Source organism: Limnohabitans sp. 2KL-1 (assembly GCF_003063435.1).
Taxonomy (GTDB): Bacteria; Pseudomonadota; Gammaproteobacteria; order Burkholderiales; family Burkholderiaceae_C; genus Limnohabitans_A.
The window spans coordinates 910,480-927,458 of sequence record NZ_NESL01000001.1; the positions used below are offsets into that span (position 1 = coordinate 910,480).

At 59.7% G+C, this 16,979-nt stretch carries 13 protein-coding genes; 3 read left to right on the top strand and 10 right to left on the bottom strand.

Features of this window, described 5'->3' with window-relative positions; translation table 11 throughout:
* Window positions 1-115 precede the first annotated feature (115 nt).
* Window positions 116-2,134, top strand: coding sequence for an ATP-binding protein (locus tag B9Z47_RS04325; protein WP_158271614.1), 2,019 nt, complete (start codon window positions 116-118; stop codon window positions 2,132-2,134).
* A gap of 16 nt (window positions 2,135-2,150) precedes the next feature.
* Here the strand turns inward: B9Z47_RS04325 and B9Z47_RS04330 are convergent, their stop codons facing one another.
* The 7 genes from B9Z47_RS04330 to B9Z47_RS04360 all read right to left on the bottom strand — a co-directional run bounded on the left by B9Z47_RS04330 (window position 2,151) and on the right by B9Z47_RS04360 (window position 12,133).
* Window positions 2,151-3,143 carry a hypothetical protein gene (locus tag B9Z47_RS04330; RefSeq protein WP_146185751.1) on the bottom strand — a complete coding sequence of 331 codons (993 nt, stop codon included), beginning with the start codon at window positions 3,141-3,143 and terminating at the stop codon, window positions 2,151-2,153.
* Window positions 3,144-3,515: 372 nt separating this feature from the next.
* Window positions 3,516-7,430, bottom strand: a complete 3,915-nt coding sequence (locus B9Z47_RS04335) for a translocation/assembly module TamB domain-containing protein (protein ID WP_108329951.1) — start codon at window positions 7,428-7,430, stop codon at window positions 3,516-3,518.
* Window positions 7,427-9,247 carry an autotransporter assembly complex family protein gene (locus tag B9Z47_RS04340; protein WP_108329952.1) on the bottom strand — a complete coding sequence of 607 codons (1,821 nt, stop codon included), beginning with the start codon at window positions 9,245-9,247 and terminating at the stop codon, window positions 7,427-7,429. Before B9Z47_RS04340 ends, B9Z47_RS04335 begins: the two co-directional genes overlap by 4 nt.
* Window positions 9,244-10,428, bottom strand: a complete 1,185-nt coding sequence (locus B9Z47_RS04345) for a VWA domain-containing protein (protein ID WP_108329953.1) — start codon at window positions 10,426-10,428, stop codon at window positions 9,244-9,246. The genes B9Z47_RS04340 and B9Z47_RS04345 overlap by 4 nt, the downstream gene beginning before the upstream one ends.
* A complete protein-coding gene (locus B9Z47_RS04350; RefSeq protein ID WP_108329954.1) occupies window positions 10,422-11,051 on the bottom strand; it encodes a GNAT family N-acetyltransferase in 630 nt (209 codons plus the stop codon). Before B9Z47_RS04350 ends, B9Z47_RS04345 begins: the two co-directional genes overlap by 7 nt.
* Window positions 11,048-11,281 (bottom strand): hypothetical protein, encoded by a 234-nt coding sequence (locus tag B9Z47_RS04355; RefSeq protein WP_108329955.1) that lies wholly within the window; start codon window positions 11,279-11,281, stop codon window positions 11,048-11,050. Before B9Z47_RS04355 ends, B9Z47_RS04350 begins: the two co-directional genes overlap by 4 nt.
* Window positions 11,282-11,290: 9 nt before the next feature.
* Entirely contained in the window at window positions 11,291-12,133 is an 843-nt protein-coding gene (locus B9Z47_RS04360; RefSeq protein ID WP_108329956.1) for a MoxR family ATPase, read from the bottom strand.
* Window positions 12,134-12,239: 106 nt separating this feature from the next.
* Between B9Z47_RS04360 and B9Z47_RS04365 the strand changes: the two genes are divergently transcribed.
* Window positions 12,240-12,899, top strand: coding sequence for a cytochrome c (locus tag B9Z47_RS04365; RefSeq protein WP_108329957.1), 660 nt, complete (start codon window positions 12,240-12,242; stop codon window positions 12,897-12,899).
* A gap of 79 nt (window positions 12,900-12,978) precedes the next feature.
* Here the strand turns inward: B9Z47_RS04365 and B9Z47_RS04370 are convergent, their stop codons facing one another.
* The gene (locus B9Z47_RS04370; RefSeq protein ID WP_199226259.1) at window positions 12,979-13,413 is read right to left on the bottom strand and encodes a DUF1841 family protein; all 435 of its coding nucleotides are present in this window, start codon (window positions 13,411-13,413) and stop codon (window positions 12,979-12,981) included.
* Between the two features lie 506 nt (window positions 13,414-13,919).
* On the opposite strand from B9Z47_RS04370, the gene pcaF reads away from it, so the two are divergent.
* Window positions 13,920-15,122 carry a 3-oxoadipyl-CoA thiolase gene (pcaF, locus tag B9Z47_RS04375; protein WP_108329959.1) on the top strand — a complete coding sequence of 401 codons (1,203 nt, stop codon included), beginning with the start codon at window positions 13,920-13,922 and terminating at the stop codon, window positions 15,120-15,122.
* 15 nt (window positions 15,123-15,137) lie between these two features.
* Here the strand turns inward: pcaF and B9Z47_RS04380 are convergent, their stop codons facing one another.
* Window positions 15,138-15,539, bottom strand: a complete 402-nt coding sequence (locus B9Z47_RS04380) for a hypothetical protein (protein ID WP_108329960.1) — start codon at window positions 15,537-15,539, stop codon at window positions 15,138-15,140.
* A complete protein-coding gene (locus tag B9Z47_RS04385) occupies window positions 15,536-16,927 on the bottom strand; it encodes an acyclic terpene utilization AtuA family protein (protein WP_108329961.1) in 1,392 nt (463 codons plus the stop codon). The genes B9Z47_RS04380 and B9Z47_RS04385 overlap by 4 nt, the downstream gene beginning before the upstream one ends.
* Window positions 16,928-16,979 lie beyond the last annotated feature (52 nt).

A 16,979-nucleotide genomic window follows, 5' to 3' on the forward strand; every position in this document is an offset into this window, starting at 1 on the left:
CAGGTGGCCGTGGTTTCACACCTTGTTTGCTGTGATCGAACGACAGGACAAAGGATACTTGTTGCCCGATGCCGATGTGTTTGTCTTGTGGAACAATCACACAATGCTGCATTTCATGCTCAAAATTCTGCAAAGCTTGCTCAAATTTCCTGAATCGAGAGAGGCTCCAGACTTTGAGTTTTCACCTTTCGGTGTGGTGCACGTCGACGCGAAAACGGGGCAATTCAAACGCGTCAACACGGTTTTCGCCAAGCTGATGGGGCGAACGGTTGCGCAATTGCTGTCCATTTCATGGATGGACTTGTCGCAACTTGGCGCGGCAACGGGTCTGTCCGACGAGATCCGGCTTTTTGCTGATGAACGGAACGGGGACCCTTTGCGCATGCCGCCTGTTGAGGCTTGGGTGCAAAAACTCTCCACACCAGACGGCAGCCAGGTTGTCGTTGAGGTGTCTTTTTTGACTCGGGTTCAAGGCCCTCAGGACACGACACTCTGGGTCTTGATTGTGAAAGACATTGCCAGCAGACTGGAGGCGCAAACCCGTTTACAGGTCAGTGAGCAGAGGCATCGGGTTCTGGCCGACAGTGCCCGTGATGTCATTTGGAGCATGAGTCCGATGGGTGAGATCACCTATGTGAGTCCGGCCGTGGAAAAGCTGCGGGGCGTGACGCCTGCCGAAGCCATGCAAATGCCACTGAACGAAACACTCACCCCTGAATCTGCTGCCGTATCGATGCAGTACTTTCAGGAAGTGGGGCAGGCTTTGCAGCAGGGGCGAACCCCCCAAAGTTTTCAAGGTGAACTGGAATACTACCGCAAGGACGGGTCTACTTTTTGGACAGAGTGTTTGTCGTTTCCATTGATGGATTCCAATGGGGGTTTGGTTGAAATTCTCGGGGTGACCCGCGATATCAGTGAGCGAAAACACTACGAAGAGAGCCTGCGTCAGGCGCGCATCCAGGCCGAAAAAGCCAACATGGCCAAGACCCGTTTTCTGGGCCACATCAGCCACGAGATCCGCACGCCCATGAGCGCCATCATGGCGTTGACCGACTTGCTGTTGCGCAGCGACATCCATGCTCAACAGCGGGAATGGCTCCAGCAATCACAGGATGCGGGCCATCTTTTGCTGGACATGATCAACGACATCCTTGATTTGTCCAAGATGGAAAGTGGCCAACTGGTGTTGGCGCGCCAAGTCTTCGACCTGAGCACGGTGTTGCAGCAAGTCAGTGACCTGGTGGCTCCCGCGTGTGCTCGCAAGGGCTTGGATTTTCGGGTGGTGCTTGAGGCGGGTTTGCCTGACAAGTGGATGGGGGACGCATCGAGGTTGACGCAAGCTTTGATGAATTTGGTGAGCAATGCGGTCAAATTCACGGATCAGGGGCATGTGCTTGTGCGGGTTGAGCGCCTGGACAGGGATGCCGACTGGGAGCGTTTGCGCTTCACGGTGCAGGATTCAGGCATCGGTCTGGACCCGGCTATACAGATCGATGTGTTTGAGGGCTTTGAGCGAGCGGACAGCGAACAAGCCCAGCGACTTGGGGGCATGGGGCTGGGGCTCACCTTGTGCAAGCGCTTGGCACGGTTGATGGGGGGCGATGTCGGCGTTGAGTCCATGCCGGAGCAGGGCGCGTCCTTTTGGTTTACCGTGCGTTTGCAGGTGGGCACGGATGACATCCACCCGGGTGCGGGTTTGACGTCCTCTGGGGTGAGTGATGAGGTGTTGGCTGGTCGGCGTATTTTGGTGGTGGACGACAACGGCTCCATTCGGGACATCGTCAGGCAACTCCTGCAGATGGGCCATGTGCAAGTAGATACGGCCGAAAATGGCTTGATCGCCTTGGAGATGCTGCAAAAAGCGTCTTATGACCTGGTGTTGATGGACCTGCAAATGCCCGTGATGGGGGGGCTGGAGGCGACCCGCCGGATCCGGCAAATCCCCGCACTGCACAAGCTGCCGGTTGTGGCCTTGACGGCCGGGGGTTTTGCCAGCGATCTGGACACATGGAAGGCTTTGGGCCTGACCGATTATTTGAGCAAGCCTTTCGATTACAAAAAATTGTTGGCAGTGCTCAACCGGCATTTGCCAGCTTCATCGGCTTCATCGACTTCGTTGCAAGAGGACGCCTGAGCCCTTGCCGTGAAGTTCATGGATGGGGCACCTCTTTGCTTTTGAAGACCCAGTGCGCGGAACGTTCGGGCGCACCGGTGACCCGACGGCCCTGGAAAAAAACCTGCAAACCTGGCCAATTGGCACTGTGCACCAAAAAAGGTGGTGCGCCGTAGACGCTGCGTGCAGATCCTGCCCCGAGTTGCAGCCTGGTCAATTTGTTTTGATGGTCCCGAACGCAAAGGGCAACGTCTTGCTGGGCCACAAAATGGATGTAATTGCCCGCCTTGATGGGATCATGAGACTCATGGATGGCACTGCTTTGAATTTGCTGGACATCGCAGTCTGCTTTTGAATTTTGGCCAGCCGCTGCACCGCTTGGGTTGGGGGTGCCCGTTTTCAGTGCCTCTGGTGAAGCACTCAGCGGCAAAGTCAGCGAAGCCATGGTTGCCGCTGATACGGTATCCAGGCGGTTATGGGCCGGTCCAGTTTGTTGCGCCACAAGTGTCAGGTTCAGCAGGGGTTGAGCCCCTGTTGTGCGCGCGCCCGCGTCCGGCGCAGGGCGTAATTCAGACCAGCGTGCCTGTGACACGGTCCACGTCACAAGGCAAAGCACCAAAAGTGCGCCCGCCCATTTGGGTTCGATGTTCAGGCCTTTGCCCTTGAACAGCCGCAAGGAGAACGATGACGCGCCCATGGGGGCGGGTGTGGCGAGTAGGTGAGGTGCGCTCAACAGCGGCTGTGCGGATGCGCATTTCGTTGGCATCTCTGTGGCCAATTCGGCGGCCTGCTCATGTGCAGACGCGGGTTGCACGATGGCGTGCCCCAATTTTTTCAGCAATTTGTTACCGGTGTTGGCCTTGATCTGTTCGTTGTAAAACAGGCCTTCCCCTTGGCCTTCGAGCTCATGCAGTTGGGTCAGGGAAATCGCATTCATGCGAGCGAACACCAGATCGTCCAGGTTGGCACTTTCTCTCAAGTTGCGCAGCAAGTGTGCATCTTCAGAACGCCAGATGGGGGTGTGCATCATGATGGGATGTTCTCGCAGGGTTTGTCGGTTGGCTGGGGAATGTTCGGGCACGGATTCAAGCGGGCCCAAGTCATGGGGACAGCTTGTGCATCCATGGTGACCACGGTGTCATCTTGATCTGGGGGGGTGTTCGGCAGGCTTCGCAGGGCATGAAAGTTTGGAGTCTGTAAATTTGGAGGCACACATCGATGCGCTTGATTGAATATTTTATGGTTACTTTTGGATTATTCAAATCCTGAGTTTCACCCATACCAATCAAGACCCTGAGGCGACCAGAATGCTTGCAGCCAGGAATTGGCAGGGTGGATGGCGAGGACCGTCACACAAGCTGTGCGCGCTTGCTGAACTCATGCCGAATGGCGGCTGGTGCGCTCAGTCCTTGCGGATGGTGAAGATCAGGTCCAGTGCGCTTTGTTGGCCTGCTTGAGCGCGCAAGGTCAGGCGTTGCGACAAGTCGTAAAAAATGTAGAGACTGCCAAAGGTACCGCTCAGACTGGTTTCGTAGGCGAGGTAAAAGTCCTTGGACAGGCGCTTTCCCAAGGTGATGGCCGCGCCTGTTGCGGTGGTGTCCGAGCGGCTACCGCTGGCCAGGGAAATCTCGTCCAGTCCGAGGCTGCTGGCCAGTTCGCCGCTGAGGGTTTTGCCATTGCCGCCCAACAAAACCAGGGCCGCTTGCTGCAGCACTGCCGACTCTGCACCGCCACTGGCGGCCGATCGGCCCAGGACCAGCCAGGCCAATTTGTCCGCATCGGGCATGTCGGGCTCTGCGTACAAGCGGATGCGCGGCAGCAAAGCCGTTCCCGTGACTTGGACGCCGACACTCTGAGACAAATTGGGCCGCAAGGCAATGATGTCCAGGCTGGGGTTGTCATATGGACCGTTGAAGCGCAACACGCCCGTCTCAATGGTCAATTGCTGACCATAAGCTTTGTAGCGTCCGCCTTCGGTGCGCACTTGCCCTGTCAAGCGTGGCTGGCCCCGGGTGGCTGCGTTGCTCACCAATTGAACTTGGCCACCGAGGCGGGTGTTGAGGCCTTGCCCCCGAACCAGAAAGTCGGGACCCAGGTCGAGCATGACGCGCACATCGGGCACGCCCAGCCAGGAAGCAGGGGCCTGGCCTTTCAAAGCGGCATCTCCCGTCGGGATGTCTCCAGAGCTTGGTCTGACGACCAGCACGTCGCTGCCCAGGCTGGGGGTGCTGTCGTCGGGCAAGATGAACAAGGCTTGGTCGGCTTTGACCAAGCCTCGAACCAGCAATTGGCCTTTGTCAATTTGAGCTGTGACATCCCCGGAAATGGCCAAACGACGGTCAGCCCGGTTGCTCACGCGCAGCGCTTTGGCCTCCATCTGAAGGGTCATTCTGGCTGCACTCAAAGGGCTTGTGCTGCTGCCTGGCGTGGCACGGCCAGTAGGGGCAAAACTGATTTCTCCGCGCGCTTGCAATTCACCGCCTTGCGCGCCTGCACCCCGCAAGCTCAGGCGCTCCAAGATCAGCTCCTGTGCTTGCAGCCGCGCTTGCAATTGTCCTTGGCTGAATTCGATGCCTTGCACAGCGGATCGAACCGCCAGGTTGTCTGCTTGCAGACGACCTTGCCATTGAGGTTGGGTGCGCGTACCGGACAGGTCAAACTGCGCATCGAGTGTGCCTTGTACCCGCCAGCCCGGCGGGGCCAGAACGGACCATGCACCCACCTTGGGCAAGCGGGCTTGAACCTTGCCGCTGAGGGGAGCCTGTTCAGACCATTGCCAGCCTTCAGTCGTCTGCGCCAGTCTGCTTTGCAGTTGGGCCTGTATCTGGCCTAGGTGTTCGCTGTCCCAGCTCAGTTCGGTTTGTATGTTTTCATTGTGTATGCGCAAGAGCGCACGGGCTTCGCGTAAACCTGCAGGCCAGCGTTGTCCGGCGGCGTTCTCGGTGTGGATCAGCAAATCTCCCCGACTGCGTTGAACCGATGCGGTCACGCTCAGGTCTTGGTCCATCTGCACTTGTATTTGGCCTTGCAGCATCACGTCGTTTTGAACGTCTGTGTTGGCCCATACGGTCAGCCAGCTCAGGGGCAGATCCTGCCAGCGGGCGGCCCCTTGCGCGCGTGCCGGACGTCCGGGGCCGGGGGCCGTCCAGGCACCCGCTTCGCCCAGCAACTGGGCGGTGCCGGGGGTGGGGCCCTGAACTTGCCAAGTGGTCGGCCCCCAACTCAGGTGAGGCTCCAAGTCGCTCAAGTGGGCTTGCCAGGCCCAGGCTTGTTTCAATTCGAGAAGCCAGGAGCTGGTTGGCTCGGTGCCTGGCGCAGCAGGCATGGGGGCTTTGGGATTTTGAGAAGTGAGCTTCAGGCGGTCGATCTGGCCTTGCCAATCGTGGCTTTTCATGTCGCCCCGGTTGGCGCTCCAGTGGGTTTGCAGTTCTGCGCTTTGAGCGCCCTGGCCGATGCGAGCTTGCAGCTGAGCCTGCAAAGACCGGGGCGTGCCTTGCAGTTGCAACTGAGTTTGCGTGATGAACCAGGGTGACTGTTGGGGCCTTTGCCATTCGACGCGGGGCAATTGGAGCTGCAGCGTCAGTGGCGCATCGGCTTGGGCATAGCCACCTTCCCATCGCGCAGCCAGGACCCCTGGCCCGGAGGCTTTGAATGGTTTGAGTGAGGCGCCCCAACCGGGCCAGCTTTGCAGCCAGGTCAAACTTTGGGCGGCGTCCTGCACATCCATGTCCAATGTGCCTTGCCCGTTGAGCGGGGCCAGCGTGCCTTGGCCATGCGCTTTGAGCCCGGGTAAGGTCACGGCAAAACGGCCTTGCGCAGAAAGCTTGGCGGGGTGAAGTTTGAATTGCGCCTCCAGTGAGGCTTGGGCTGCGTCGATTTTCAATGAGGCAATGTCCCATTCGTCACCTTGCCATTGCCCTTGTAGATGCAAGCGCTCCCATGACGGTCGGCCGGCCGTCGTGGTGGGGCGTTTCGATGCGAACGACCCCTTGCCTGGCAGGTCTTGTGTGGTCAGATCGGCCTGTATGGCGATGCGGTCCAGGGCGACTGATTGGGCTTGCAGCCGCCCTTGCATCGGCGGCCCGGCCATGGCGCTGTGCATCTGCGCAGGCACCAATCCGCTGACATCGAGCAAACCTGTCCAGCCCAGCAGCGTTTGCTGACCTTGCCCCTGTACCTGTCCGCTTGCCAATTCGGCTTGCAGTTGCTGGACTTGCCACAAACCCAGGTGGTGACGCGCACGCACCCTCAATTGCGACACGGGCAGGCGTGCCTGATCCCATGGGCCGGGCGTGAGGTTGGTCAGTTGCGCATCGAGCAGCCAGGCGTCACCCTCGGGTTTCACGTTGGATTGCCCGTTCAGGCGGGTCTGTGGTGCCCCCGGCCACAGCGGTGCCAAATCCAAGGCCTGCCATTGCGCTTGCGCTTGAACGACTGGCTGTTTTTGCCAGGGCCGAATCAGGGCTTGCAGGTCGAGATGGGGGGCGTCTTGCGCTCGCGTGGATGTGCTCTCTTTCAAGCTCGGTGCCAATTTCGGTGCCAATTGGGCCGTGACCGAGAGTTCGGCCTGCATCCCTGACAAAGTGCCTTGTACCGTCGACTGCAGCGCGAGCTGTGTCGCGGCGTTTCGGTCAGTGCTTGGGGTTTGCACCTGTCCTTGCAAGCCGATGTTCAAGGCCATCGGGGCTGCTGCTTGTAACCGGGCTTGGAGGGTGTACTGACCCTTGGCCAGCGTCAGCGAGTTGACGTGCAGACTGTGTTCATGACCATCGTAAGCATAGTCTGCTTGAACATGGGACAACATCAGCGTCGTGGCACCTTTCCAGGTCATCTGCTGGATTTGCAAGGACATTTGGACTGGCAAGGGCAGCTTGAGCGAGCTGAGTGCGGTCATGTGCTGTGGTGGCCGCTGGTCTTCGATGTTCAGCGCTTCCAGGTGGATGCTGCGCACTGGCCAAGGCTGACGCCACAGCAAGGACCAGTCGAGTGCGATGTGGGCACCACGCGCTTCGACCTGCAAACCCTGACTTTGCCAGCGCAGCAGACCCAGTTGTCCACCTTCGCGCAAGTTGCCTTGCACATCTGCGCTGCTCAGTTGCTGACCAGCAGGCAAGGACCAAGCCAGCACCTGAAGCACCGTGCGCAGTGACCCCGCACTGCCAGACCAGACCCACAAAGCACAGGCCATGCTCAACAGGAGCAAGGGGCCCCACAGCGCGGACAAGGCCAGGGCGAACAACGAACGCAAGCGTTTGCCGATACGCCGGTGAAGCGGCACAGGTCCGGGCAGGGCAGGCGTGTCGGCGGGTGTGTTCAAAAGGTGAACCCCACACTCAGGTGCAGACGCAGCTTGCGCAGCGACTGGGCATAGGCCAAGTCCATCCGCACGGGGCCGACTGGACTGCGCCAGCGAGCGCCCACGCCATAGCCGATTTGGGCACGGACTTGACTCATGGCATTGGTCACGGCACCGGCATCGGCAAAGATGGCACTTTCCCAATCGGTGCGTTGCTGGTTCCAGACGATGGGGCGCTGCCATTCCACGCTGCCCGACGCCAGGTAACGGCCCGCCACGATGAGTCCGTTGTCTGCTGTCACACCGATGCTGTTGGGTGCATACCCGCGCACGCTGTTGTCACCGCCCGTCAAAAACAGTTGGGTGGTGGGCAAGTTGACGGTGTTGCGGCTGACCACGCTGCCCATTTCTGCCCGCAAGGCCAATCGTCCTGCCGTTTTGCCCAGAGGCATGAATGCCAGACCCCTGACCAGCCAGCGCGCATAAGGTTCGCGATCAGAGCCCAGTGTCACGCCCGTGCCCACCTCAACCCCCAAGCCCAGTCCCCGGTTGGGAAAAGGCAGGCTGTCAAAGTCGCGCCAGATCCATGCGTAGTTGCCGCTGATCGATTCCTTTTGTCCCTGAATGTCACCCATCTGGTTGGCGGAGTCGTATTGGGCGAAATAAGACCTGTCGATGCGTTCCCCAAGTTGGGTGCGTCCGGCGCGCCAACGTTGGCTGTTGACCTGAAAGCCAACCCGCTTTTCATGGTCGACCTTGAGCGATGTGTTCCAGCGCCAAAGATCGCTGTCGGGCGGGGCCAACAAATCAAGGCCAACGCTTTGCAAGTCTCGGTCCAGTGCCACTTTGCTGACGGCTCGCCAATGGAGCCCGGGGATGCTGTGGTGGGTGTGTTCTGCCGTTACGCGGGCACCGCTGTCGCTGCGCATGCCCAATCCCAGTACCCATTTTTGCCGCAAGCTTTCCTTCAACTCCACTTTCACCGGTGCGACTTCCCCGCCAGCTTCCGGGTCAAGGCTGACAAAAACGGAGTCGTAAAAACCACTGACCACCAAGCGTTGCTGTGCCTCGAGCAAGTCGCTTTGTCGATAGAGTTTGCCTGGGAGCAAGCGGGCCAGGCGTTCGACTTGTTGTGCACCGTACTTGTCAGCCCCCGTGATTTGCACGCTGCCCAGGCGCACGCTGGGGCCTGAGTCCAGTGTCAGATCCAGATGTACCCGGTTGTTGTCTGTGTCGATGCGCGCCTGGCTGCTGACCAGCCGACCCCAGGGGTAGCGCTCTGAGACCAGTTGGCGCAGGGCCTGATTTTTGGCCTGGTTCCAGGCTGTCTGGGTGAATGTTTCGCCGGGCGGCAAAGCCCACAGCTGAACGATGTCTTGTTGTTGGGTTTGCGCCATGGGGTTTTCTGCCACATCGCCTTGCCAATGCCATTGCACCTGGGCAATGCGAGCGGGTGGGCCGGTGCTCACGTCCAGTTGCACCTGGCCCAACGCTCGTCCCTGCGCAGAGAGGTCATGTGTCCAGCGCAACTGCGGATTGAAAAAGCCCAACGTCGCCAAAAGTTCGCGTGCCTGTGTATCGGCATCACGCAACAGGCGCGACAACTCGATTTCATCGAGGTCACTCAGTGCCCGGTAGCGCTGCAGGGCCAAATGCTGCGTCAGAAAGGGTGCGATGGCCGCTTGGTCGGCACGAACCACCAGCTCGAAGACGGGGGCGTTGGAAATATCTGTGTCAGTGGCCGCCAAGCTTGTGCCACACAGCATGGCGCTCAGTGCCAGCAAGCCACCCGCCATGGCCCAGCCCCAACGGCGGCGCGGATGGCCAGGGCGGTTCATTTGCTGAGCATTCGCATCGCGTCCTCAAGCCCCTTCAAGGTCAGCGGGTACATGCGCTGACTCATGAGTTGTTGGATGATCGAAATGCTTTGACGGTATTGCCACACGCCTTGCGGTTCGGGGTTGATCCAGGCGAATTTGGGGAAAGTGTGCGTCAGGCGTTGCAGCCACTCGGCCCCGGCTTCTTCGTTGTTGTATTCGACGCTGCCGCCTTTTTGCAAAATCTCGTAGGGGCTCATGGTCGCATCCCCGATGAAGATCAGCTTGTAGTCTTTGTTGTACTTGCGCAGGATGTCCCAGGTCGGGAACTTTTCGGCATAACGGCGCTTGTTGTTCTTCCACATGAAGTCATAGACGCAGTTGTGGAAATAATAGAAATCCAAGTGTTTGAATTCTGCTTTGACGGCAGAAAACATCTCTTCAACCCGCGCAATGTGGTCATCCATGGTGCCGCCCACGTCCATGAGCAGCAGCACCTTCACATTGTTGTGGCGCTCGGGCCGCATCAAGATGTCGAGGTAACCCGCGTTGGCCGCCGTTTTGCGGATGGTGCCGTCCAGGTCCAGCTCGTCGTGCGAGCCTTCGCGGGCAAAGCGGCGCAGGCGGCGCAGCGCCACCTTGATGTTGCGGGTGCCCAGCTCCTGGCTGTCGTCGTAATCCTTGTAGGCGCGCTGGTCCCAGACTTTGACCGCACTGCGGTTGCCGCCCTTGCCACCAATGCGGATGCCCTGTGGGTTGTGACCGCCGTTGCCAAAGGGCGAGGTGCCGCCGGTGCCAATCCACTTGTTGCCGCCCTCGTGGCGTTCATTTTGTTCTTCGAGGCGCTTCTTCAAAGTCTCCATCAGTTCGTCCCAGCCCATTTTTTCGATGGCGGCTTTTTGCTCGGGCGTGAGTTCCTTTTGCAGGATTTTTTCCAGCCAATCGAGAGGGATTTCTTTGGTGAAGTCGGTCAGCATCTCGACGCCCTTGAAGTAAGCGCCAAAAGCCTTGTCGAACTTGTCGAAATGCTTTTCGTCCTTGACCATCACGGTGCGGGCCAAGTGGTAAAAATCGTCGATGCTGCAGGCCTCGGAGGCCGGGCCGACCACATTGGCCTGCAAGGCTTCGAGCAGTGTCAGGTACTCGCGCACCGACACCGGCAGTTTGGCAGCGCGCAGGGTGTAGAAGAAGTCGATCAGCATGACCGGGTGTCCTTGGGGCTCGAACGGCTCAATTGAAAGTCCAGATGCGTGCGGACATTGGGCCACTCGCTGGCCATGATGCTGTACACGCAAGTGTCGCGCAGTGCGCCAACAGACAAAGGATGGGTGTTGATCTGGTGGCTGCGCAAGATGCCATCGAGCTTGGCACCCAGGCGCTCAATGGCGCGGCGGCTCTGGTGGTTGAAAAAATGCGTGCGCAATTCCACCGCGATGCAGTTCAGGGTGTCGAACGCATGCGCCAGCAGCAGGCGCTTGGCTTCGGTGTTGAGCGGACCGCGTTGCACGCTTTGGCGGTACCAGGTGGAGCCAATTTCCACGCGCCGGTTGGCGCCGTCGATGTTCATGTAGGTGGTCATGCCCACGGCCCGGCCCGACGCTGGATCGATCACCGCAAATGGACACATGCTGCCTTTGGCTTGCAAATCCAGTCGGCGCGCAATTTCGGTGGCCATGCCATCGGGGGTGGGAATGGCGGTGTACCAGAGGTTCCACAGTTCGCCATCGCGCACGGCCTGGACCAGGTCGTCGTGGTGTCCGTGGGCCAGTGGGACCAGGTGCACATGCTGCCCGGTCAGGTTCACGGGGAGTGCAAACGCTGTCATGGCTTGGGTGCTTTGTCTTTGTTTTGACGCACGCGCCAAAAGCGCGCCAGGTGCAAACCTCCGCCGCCGCCCAGGCCCACCAGCAAAATCGCGCCAATGCTGGCGTTGTCATAACCCGAGCTGAAAATGTTCCAGCCCAGAAGCTGACCCAGCCAGTAACCGGTCAGTGCGCCACCCACGAAGCCCACAGCGTCAGAGAGGCCTTCCAGCAGAAGCTTTTTGCCTGACATGCTGGCCGCTCAGCGGTTGCGCTGGTTCATGAAGACCAGCTTTTCAAACAAGGTCACGTCCTGCTCGTTCTTGAGCAGGGCACCCACCAACGGTGGCACCGCGACCTTTTGGTCCGCACTTTGCAGCGCTTCCAGTGGGATGTCCTCGGCCACCAGCAATTTCAGCCAGTCGAGCAGTTCGCTGGTCGAGGGCTTTTTCTTCAGGCCGGGCAAGCCGCGCACGTCATAAAAGGTCTTGAGGGCCAGGGCCAGCAGGTCTTTTTTGAGCGTGGGGAAGTGCACATCCACGATCTGGCGCATGGTGTCCGCTTCAGGGAACTTGATGTAGTGGAAAAAGCAGCGGCGCAGGAAGGCATCGGGCAGCTCTTTTTCGTTGTTCGAGGTGATGAACACCAATGGGCGGGTCTTGGCCTTGATCAGCTGACGCGTTTCGTAGCAATAAAACTCCATACGGTCGATCTCGCGCAGCAAGTCGTTCGGGAACTCGATGTCGGCCTTGTCAATTTCATCGATCAGGATCGCCACGGGCGTCTCGGAGGTGAACGCCTGCCAAAGCACACCTTTGACGATGTAGTTCTCGATGTCTTTGACTTTTTCGTCGCCCAGTTGGCTGTCACGCAGCCGGCTCACCGCGTCGTACTCGTAAAGACCCTGTTGTGCTTTGGTGGTCGATTTGATGTGCCATTGCAGCAACGGCAAGCCCAAAGACTGGGCCACTTCCTCCGCCAGCATGGTTTTGCCGGTGCCGGGCTCGCCCTTGACCAGTAATGGGCGTTTGAGGGTGATGGCGGCGTTCACGGCCAGCATCAGGTCCTGGGTGGCAACGTAATTTTCAGTACCTTGGAATTTCATGGTGGGCAGTTCTTTGAAACAGTAAAGCAGCTTGTCAGGATTATGAGGGCCAGCCCGATATAATCCGCAGTTGATTTTTATCAATCAAATGGATTGTGTAAGCAAAATGAACAAGCTGTTGACCTCGATGTTTGCCCTGGCTGTCGCCTCTGTGACCGCCATTTCTGTTCAAGCCCAAGAAGTCAAGGGCGACGCGAAAGCGGCTGAGCAAAAGATTGCCATGTGCATCGGCTGCCACGGCATCAAAGGCTACCAAGCCAGCTTCCCAGAGGTCTATCGCGTGCCGATGATTTCCGGTCAAAACGCCAAATACATCGCTTCGGCACTCAATGCGTACAAAAAAGGCGAGCGCAAGCACCCCACCATGCGTGGTATTGCCGACAGTCTGAGCGACCAGGACATTGCGGATGTGGCGGCTTATTACGAACAGCACGGCAAGACCGAGGCCGTGGCCACAACCCCCAAGACACCTGACGCCAAAGTCGCAGCCTTGTTGCAAAAAGGGGCTTGCATCTCCTGCCACGGCGACAACTTCTCCAAGCCTGTGGACCCCAGCTATCCCAAGATCGCAGGCCAGCACAAGGATTTCCTGTTTGTTGCGCTGAAGTCTTACAAAGTGGAAAACCAATCCACTTGGGGGCGTAACAACGGTGTCATGGGGGGTATCGCCAAGCAGTTTTCGAATGCCGAATTGAAGGCTTTGGCCAATTACATCGGCTCGCTAGATGGCGACATGAAAGTGGTGCCACAGTCGAAATTCCGCTGATCCACCGATCACCCTCGACAACAAAAAACCCGCCAAGGCGGGTTTTTTGTTGCCTGCACATGCCCGTGGCTGCGGCGTTTCAGTCGCGTGTAGCGTTGCGCTGCACGCAGGCGATGTAGGCCTCGCCATCGGGCATTCGGCCCGAGCGTTGGCTTTCATGCACCATTCGGCCCAGGCAATCCATGGCCTGGTGGTGCGCATCGTGCAGGGAATTGAGTCTGTGGGTCAGCAATTCCACCGCTTGGCGGATGCCGCGGGGCTGGTCGATGCTGCATTGTTCGCTGATGGACAGGTGCATCGAGAGGTGTAAGAACGGGTTCTCACGGTTCGGGTCCACTTGGTGCATCTGGGTCAGCGCTGCCTCAACGTCGGCGAGTTCGGCATGGTATTCGGGGTGTTCGTCTATCCACTGGCTCACCAGCATTTCCATGGGTTCGAGCGTTGCAGTCGTGCGGGCTTTGGCGTAGACACCACAAAAAAAGCGCCGGACATCGGCTTGTGAGGGTTGTATCAGCATGGGGTGGATTGTCTCTTATGTGTTTGTGGGCTTGGTTTTGTATTTGGGCTTTGGTGTTGGTGTTGTGGCTTGGGGGAGTGAGAGGCCGGGGTGCGGGGCCGGAGCTCAGAGGCGCTTCGCTTTGCCACATCGCCCCGGCCCCGCACCCCGGCCTCTCACGTGGGCGTTTCGCGACGGACGACTACATCGGGGTCCACCGCCATCGGCGGTGTTTTATGCGGGTGTTAAAACCGTAAGTCGAACCTAGCATCGACCGAGCAAGGCGGGACGGCGGCGCTGGTCGGGCGATGTGGCAAAGCGAAGCGCCTCTGAGCCCGGCCAGCGCCGCCGTCCCGCCTTGCGGACAGACACCAGGCAGTTTGTCACCGAACAGTTGTTCTCTGGGCCCGGCCAGCGCCTCCGTCAAACCCTTACCCAAGCCCATGAACCACCCCTAAAATGCATAGACGACCTGTCGAGCGTGCAATATAATGCACAAATTCCACCCTCACGAGACCAGCCACATGAACCAAGCCTACATTTGCGACGCCATCCGTACCCCCTTTGGCCGTTACGGCGGCGCTTTGAGCAGCGTGCGTACCGACGACCTGGGCGCTGTGCCTCTGCGCGCCTTGATGGCCCGCAACCCGAATGTGGACTGGGCTGCCGTGACCGACGTGCTGTACGGCTGCGCCAACCAGGCTGGTGAAGACAACCGCAACGTGGCCCACATGAGCAGCTTGCTGGCCGGTTTGCCCATCGATGTGCCCGGTGCCACCATCAACCGCTTGTGCGGCTCGGGTTTGGATGCCATCGGCACTGCTGCCCGTGCTATCAAGGCCGGTGAAGCGGGCTTGATGATTGCTGGCGGTGTCGAAAGCATGAGCCGCGCCCCGTTTGTCATGCCTAAGGCCGAAAGCGCCTTCAGCCGCGCCAACGCCGTGTACGACACCACCATTGGCTGGCGCTTTGTCAACAAGCTGATGAAAGCCCAGTACGGCGTGGACTCGATGCCCGAGACCGCCGAGAACGTGGCCACCGACTACAAGATCGAACGTGAAGCACAGGATTTGATGGCCTACAACAGCCAGCTGCGCGCTGTGGCCGCGATCAAGGCCGGTCACCTGGCCCGTGAAATTGTGGGCGTGAGCATTCCCCAGAAAAAGGGTGACGCTGTTCTGGTGGACACCGACGAACACCCGCGTGAAACCAGCCTGGAAGCGCTGGCCAAGCTCAAAGGTGTGGTGCGCCCGGACGGTACCGTGACCGCAGGCAATGCCTCGGGCGTGAACGACGGTGCTTGCGCCTTGCTCTTGGCCGACGAAGCTACCGCCGCTAAAAACGGCTTGACCCCCAAAGCCCGCATCGTGGGCATGGCCACCGCCGGTGTGGCCCCGCGCATCATGGGCATTGGCCCCGCGCCTGCCACCCTCAAGGTGTTGGCCCAGACTGGCCTGACCATTGACCACATGGACGTGATCGAGTTGAACGAAGCCTTTGCTGCGCAAGGCCTGGCCGTGATGCGCATGTTGGGCTTGAAGGATGACGATGCCCGCGTCAACGCCTGGGGCGGCGCGATTGCCTTGGGTCACCCGCTGGGTGCCTCGGGTGCCCGCTTGGCCACCACGGCCATCAACCGCCTGCAGCAAACGGCTGGCCGTTATGCGCTGTGCACCATGTGCATTGGTGTGGGCCAGGGCATTGCGCTGATCATCGAGCGCGTTTGAGGCATGGACCCCGGATCAAGTCCGGGGTGACAATTCTGGCCACCAGCCCCTTCGGGGGCTTTTTTGCGCCTGCTCGAGTTCTTCGGCACTGACTTCGATTTCCAAGCGCAGCAGCGCCGCGCCCATGGCTTTGCCCAGGTTATCGAGGCGCAAGTTGCGTGCACCGCCGCCTTGCAAAGCGCCGTGCAGCACGAACTTCAGGGCCAGTATGTGGGGCAAACGCCAGGCGTCCACCTGGCCCGGAAGCCAAGGCGCAAAGTGCGCCTGCACCTTCGCGGCAGTGACCTCGCGCTCCAGGAGGCGATAGCCTGCTTCGTTCCAGGCGAACACGCCAAAGTCCACCCAGTCAGCCTTGTCGCCACTGCGGGCGTGAGCGATGCGGGCCAGGGGAATCTTCACAAGAGCGGCGTTATTCATGCGTTGGGCTCCAGCATTTCCAGGCGGGCCTGTACCCGGTGGCGTGGGATCAGGGTGGGCCAGATGCCCAGCAATTCGCTGGCGCTGTTCATGCCCTGAAAACCGCAGGTGTAAGCCGGGCCACTCAAAGCCATCCAGGGGAACAATCGGCCAAAGCCATCGGCAACGGCTTTGGAGGGCGTGCGCAGCACCATGCGCACCCAGATCTCGGCGCGTTCGTTCAACTCGGCCGCAGGCGGCAAAGGTGCCAGCGGGCCGTGTGCCGAGTTCAGTCCGGGGTATTCCACAAACAGCTCGTCAAAAGGCATTTGGCGTTCTTGCAATTGGCTGCGGATCATGCTTTTTGCCGCCTGCAGCTTGTCCCACGCATCGGGCCAGGAAAAGCCCCAGCTGACCTCGGCCTTGAACCCTTCCTTGAAGCCTGCAACCACCTTGAGCTGATCGGTGGGCGCGCGGCCTTGGGCACCGGTCAAACGCACGCGGTGCTGTCCTTCGTCGTGCAGTTGGATCTGGCCCATGTCCAGCACCACATCGGGCGAAAAATAGGCGTGCGGGTTGTGCACTTCGTACAGCAGTTGCTGGCGCACGGTGTCAAAGTTGACCAGACCACCTGTGTCCGGGGCTTTGGTGATGTAGGCCGTGCCGTCGGGCCAGACCTCGGCAATGGGGTAGCCGATGTGCGCCAAGTCAGGGATATTTTGCCAACTGCCTTGGCTGCCAAAATTGCCGCCGCTGCCCTGGCCTGAACATTCCAGCAAATGCCCCACCGTCAGGCCTTGTGCCAGGCGGTGGAAGTCTTCGGGTGTGCTCGCATCGGCGAGCTTCCAGCCCAATGCGTGCACCAGCGGCCCCAGAAACAGCGCCGCATCGGCCACGCGCCCGGTGATCACGATGTCGGCCCCCTGGTCCAGTGCATCCACGATGGGCTGTGCGCCCAGGTACGCGTTGCCAAACACCAGGCGCTCGCGCACGCCGGCCACGTCGGCACCGTTCATCATGTGGTCAAAACGTGCTGCAGGGTCTTGCAGCAGGTGCAGCACGTCATCGCCACTCACCACCGCGATGCGCGGGTGCCAGCCTGCAGCGGCCAAAGCCTTGCGCACCGCCTGCGCTGCACCCATCGGGTTCAGACCGCCCGCGTTGCAAACAAAGCGCACGCCACGCGGCTGCATCAAAGGCCACAGGCGCAGCAGCATGGGCACCACATCACGGGCATAGCCCAAAGCGGGATCGCGCTGGCGGTCTTTTTGCAAGATGGCGAGCGTCAACTCGGCCAGGTGGTCGCTGGCGATGAATTGCACTTGGCCGCGCTCGATGCTGGCAGCGACAGGCTCCCAGTTGTCCCCGTAAAACCCGAGCCCGGAACCGATGCGAATGGCATGTGTCATGAAGGGATATTGAAGCCTTGTGTGTGACTTCGGATGGGGGACAACCCCTAGG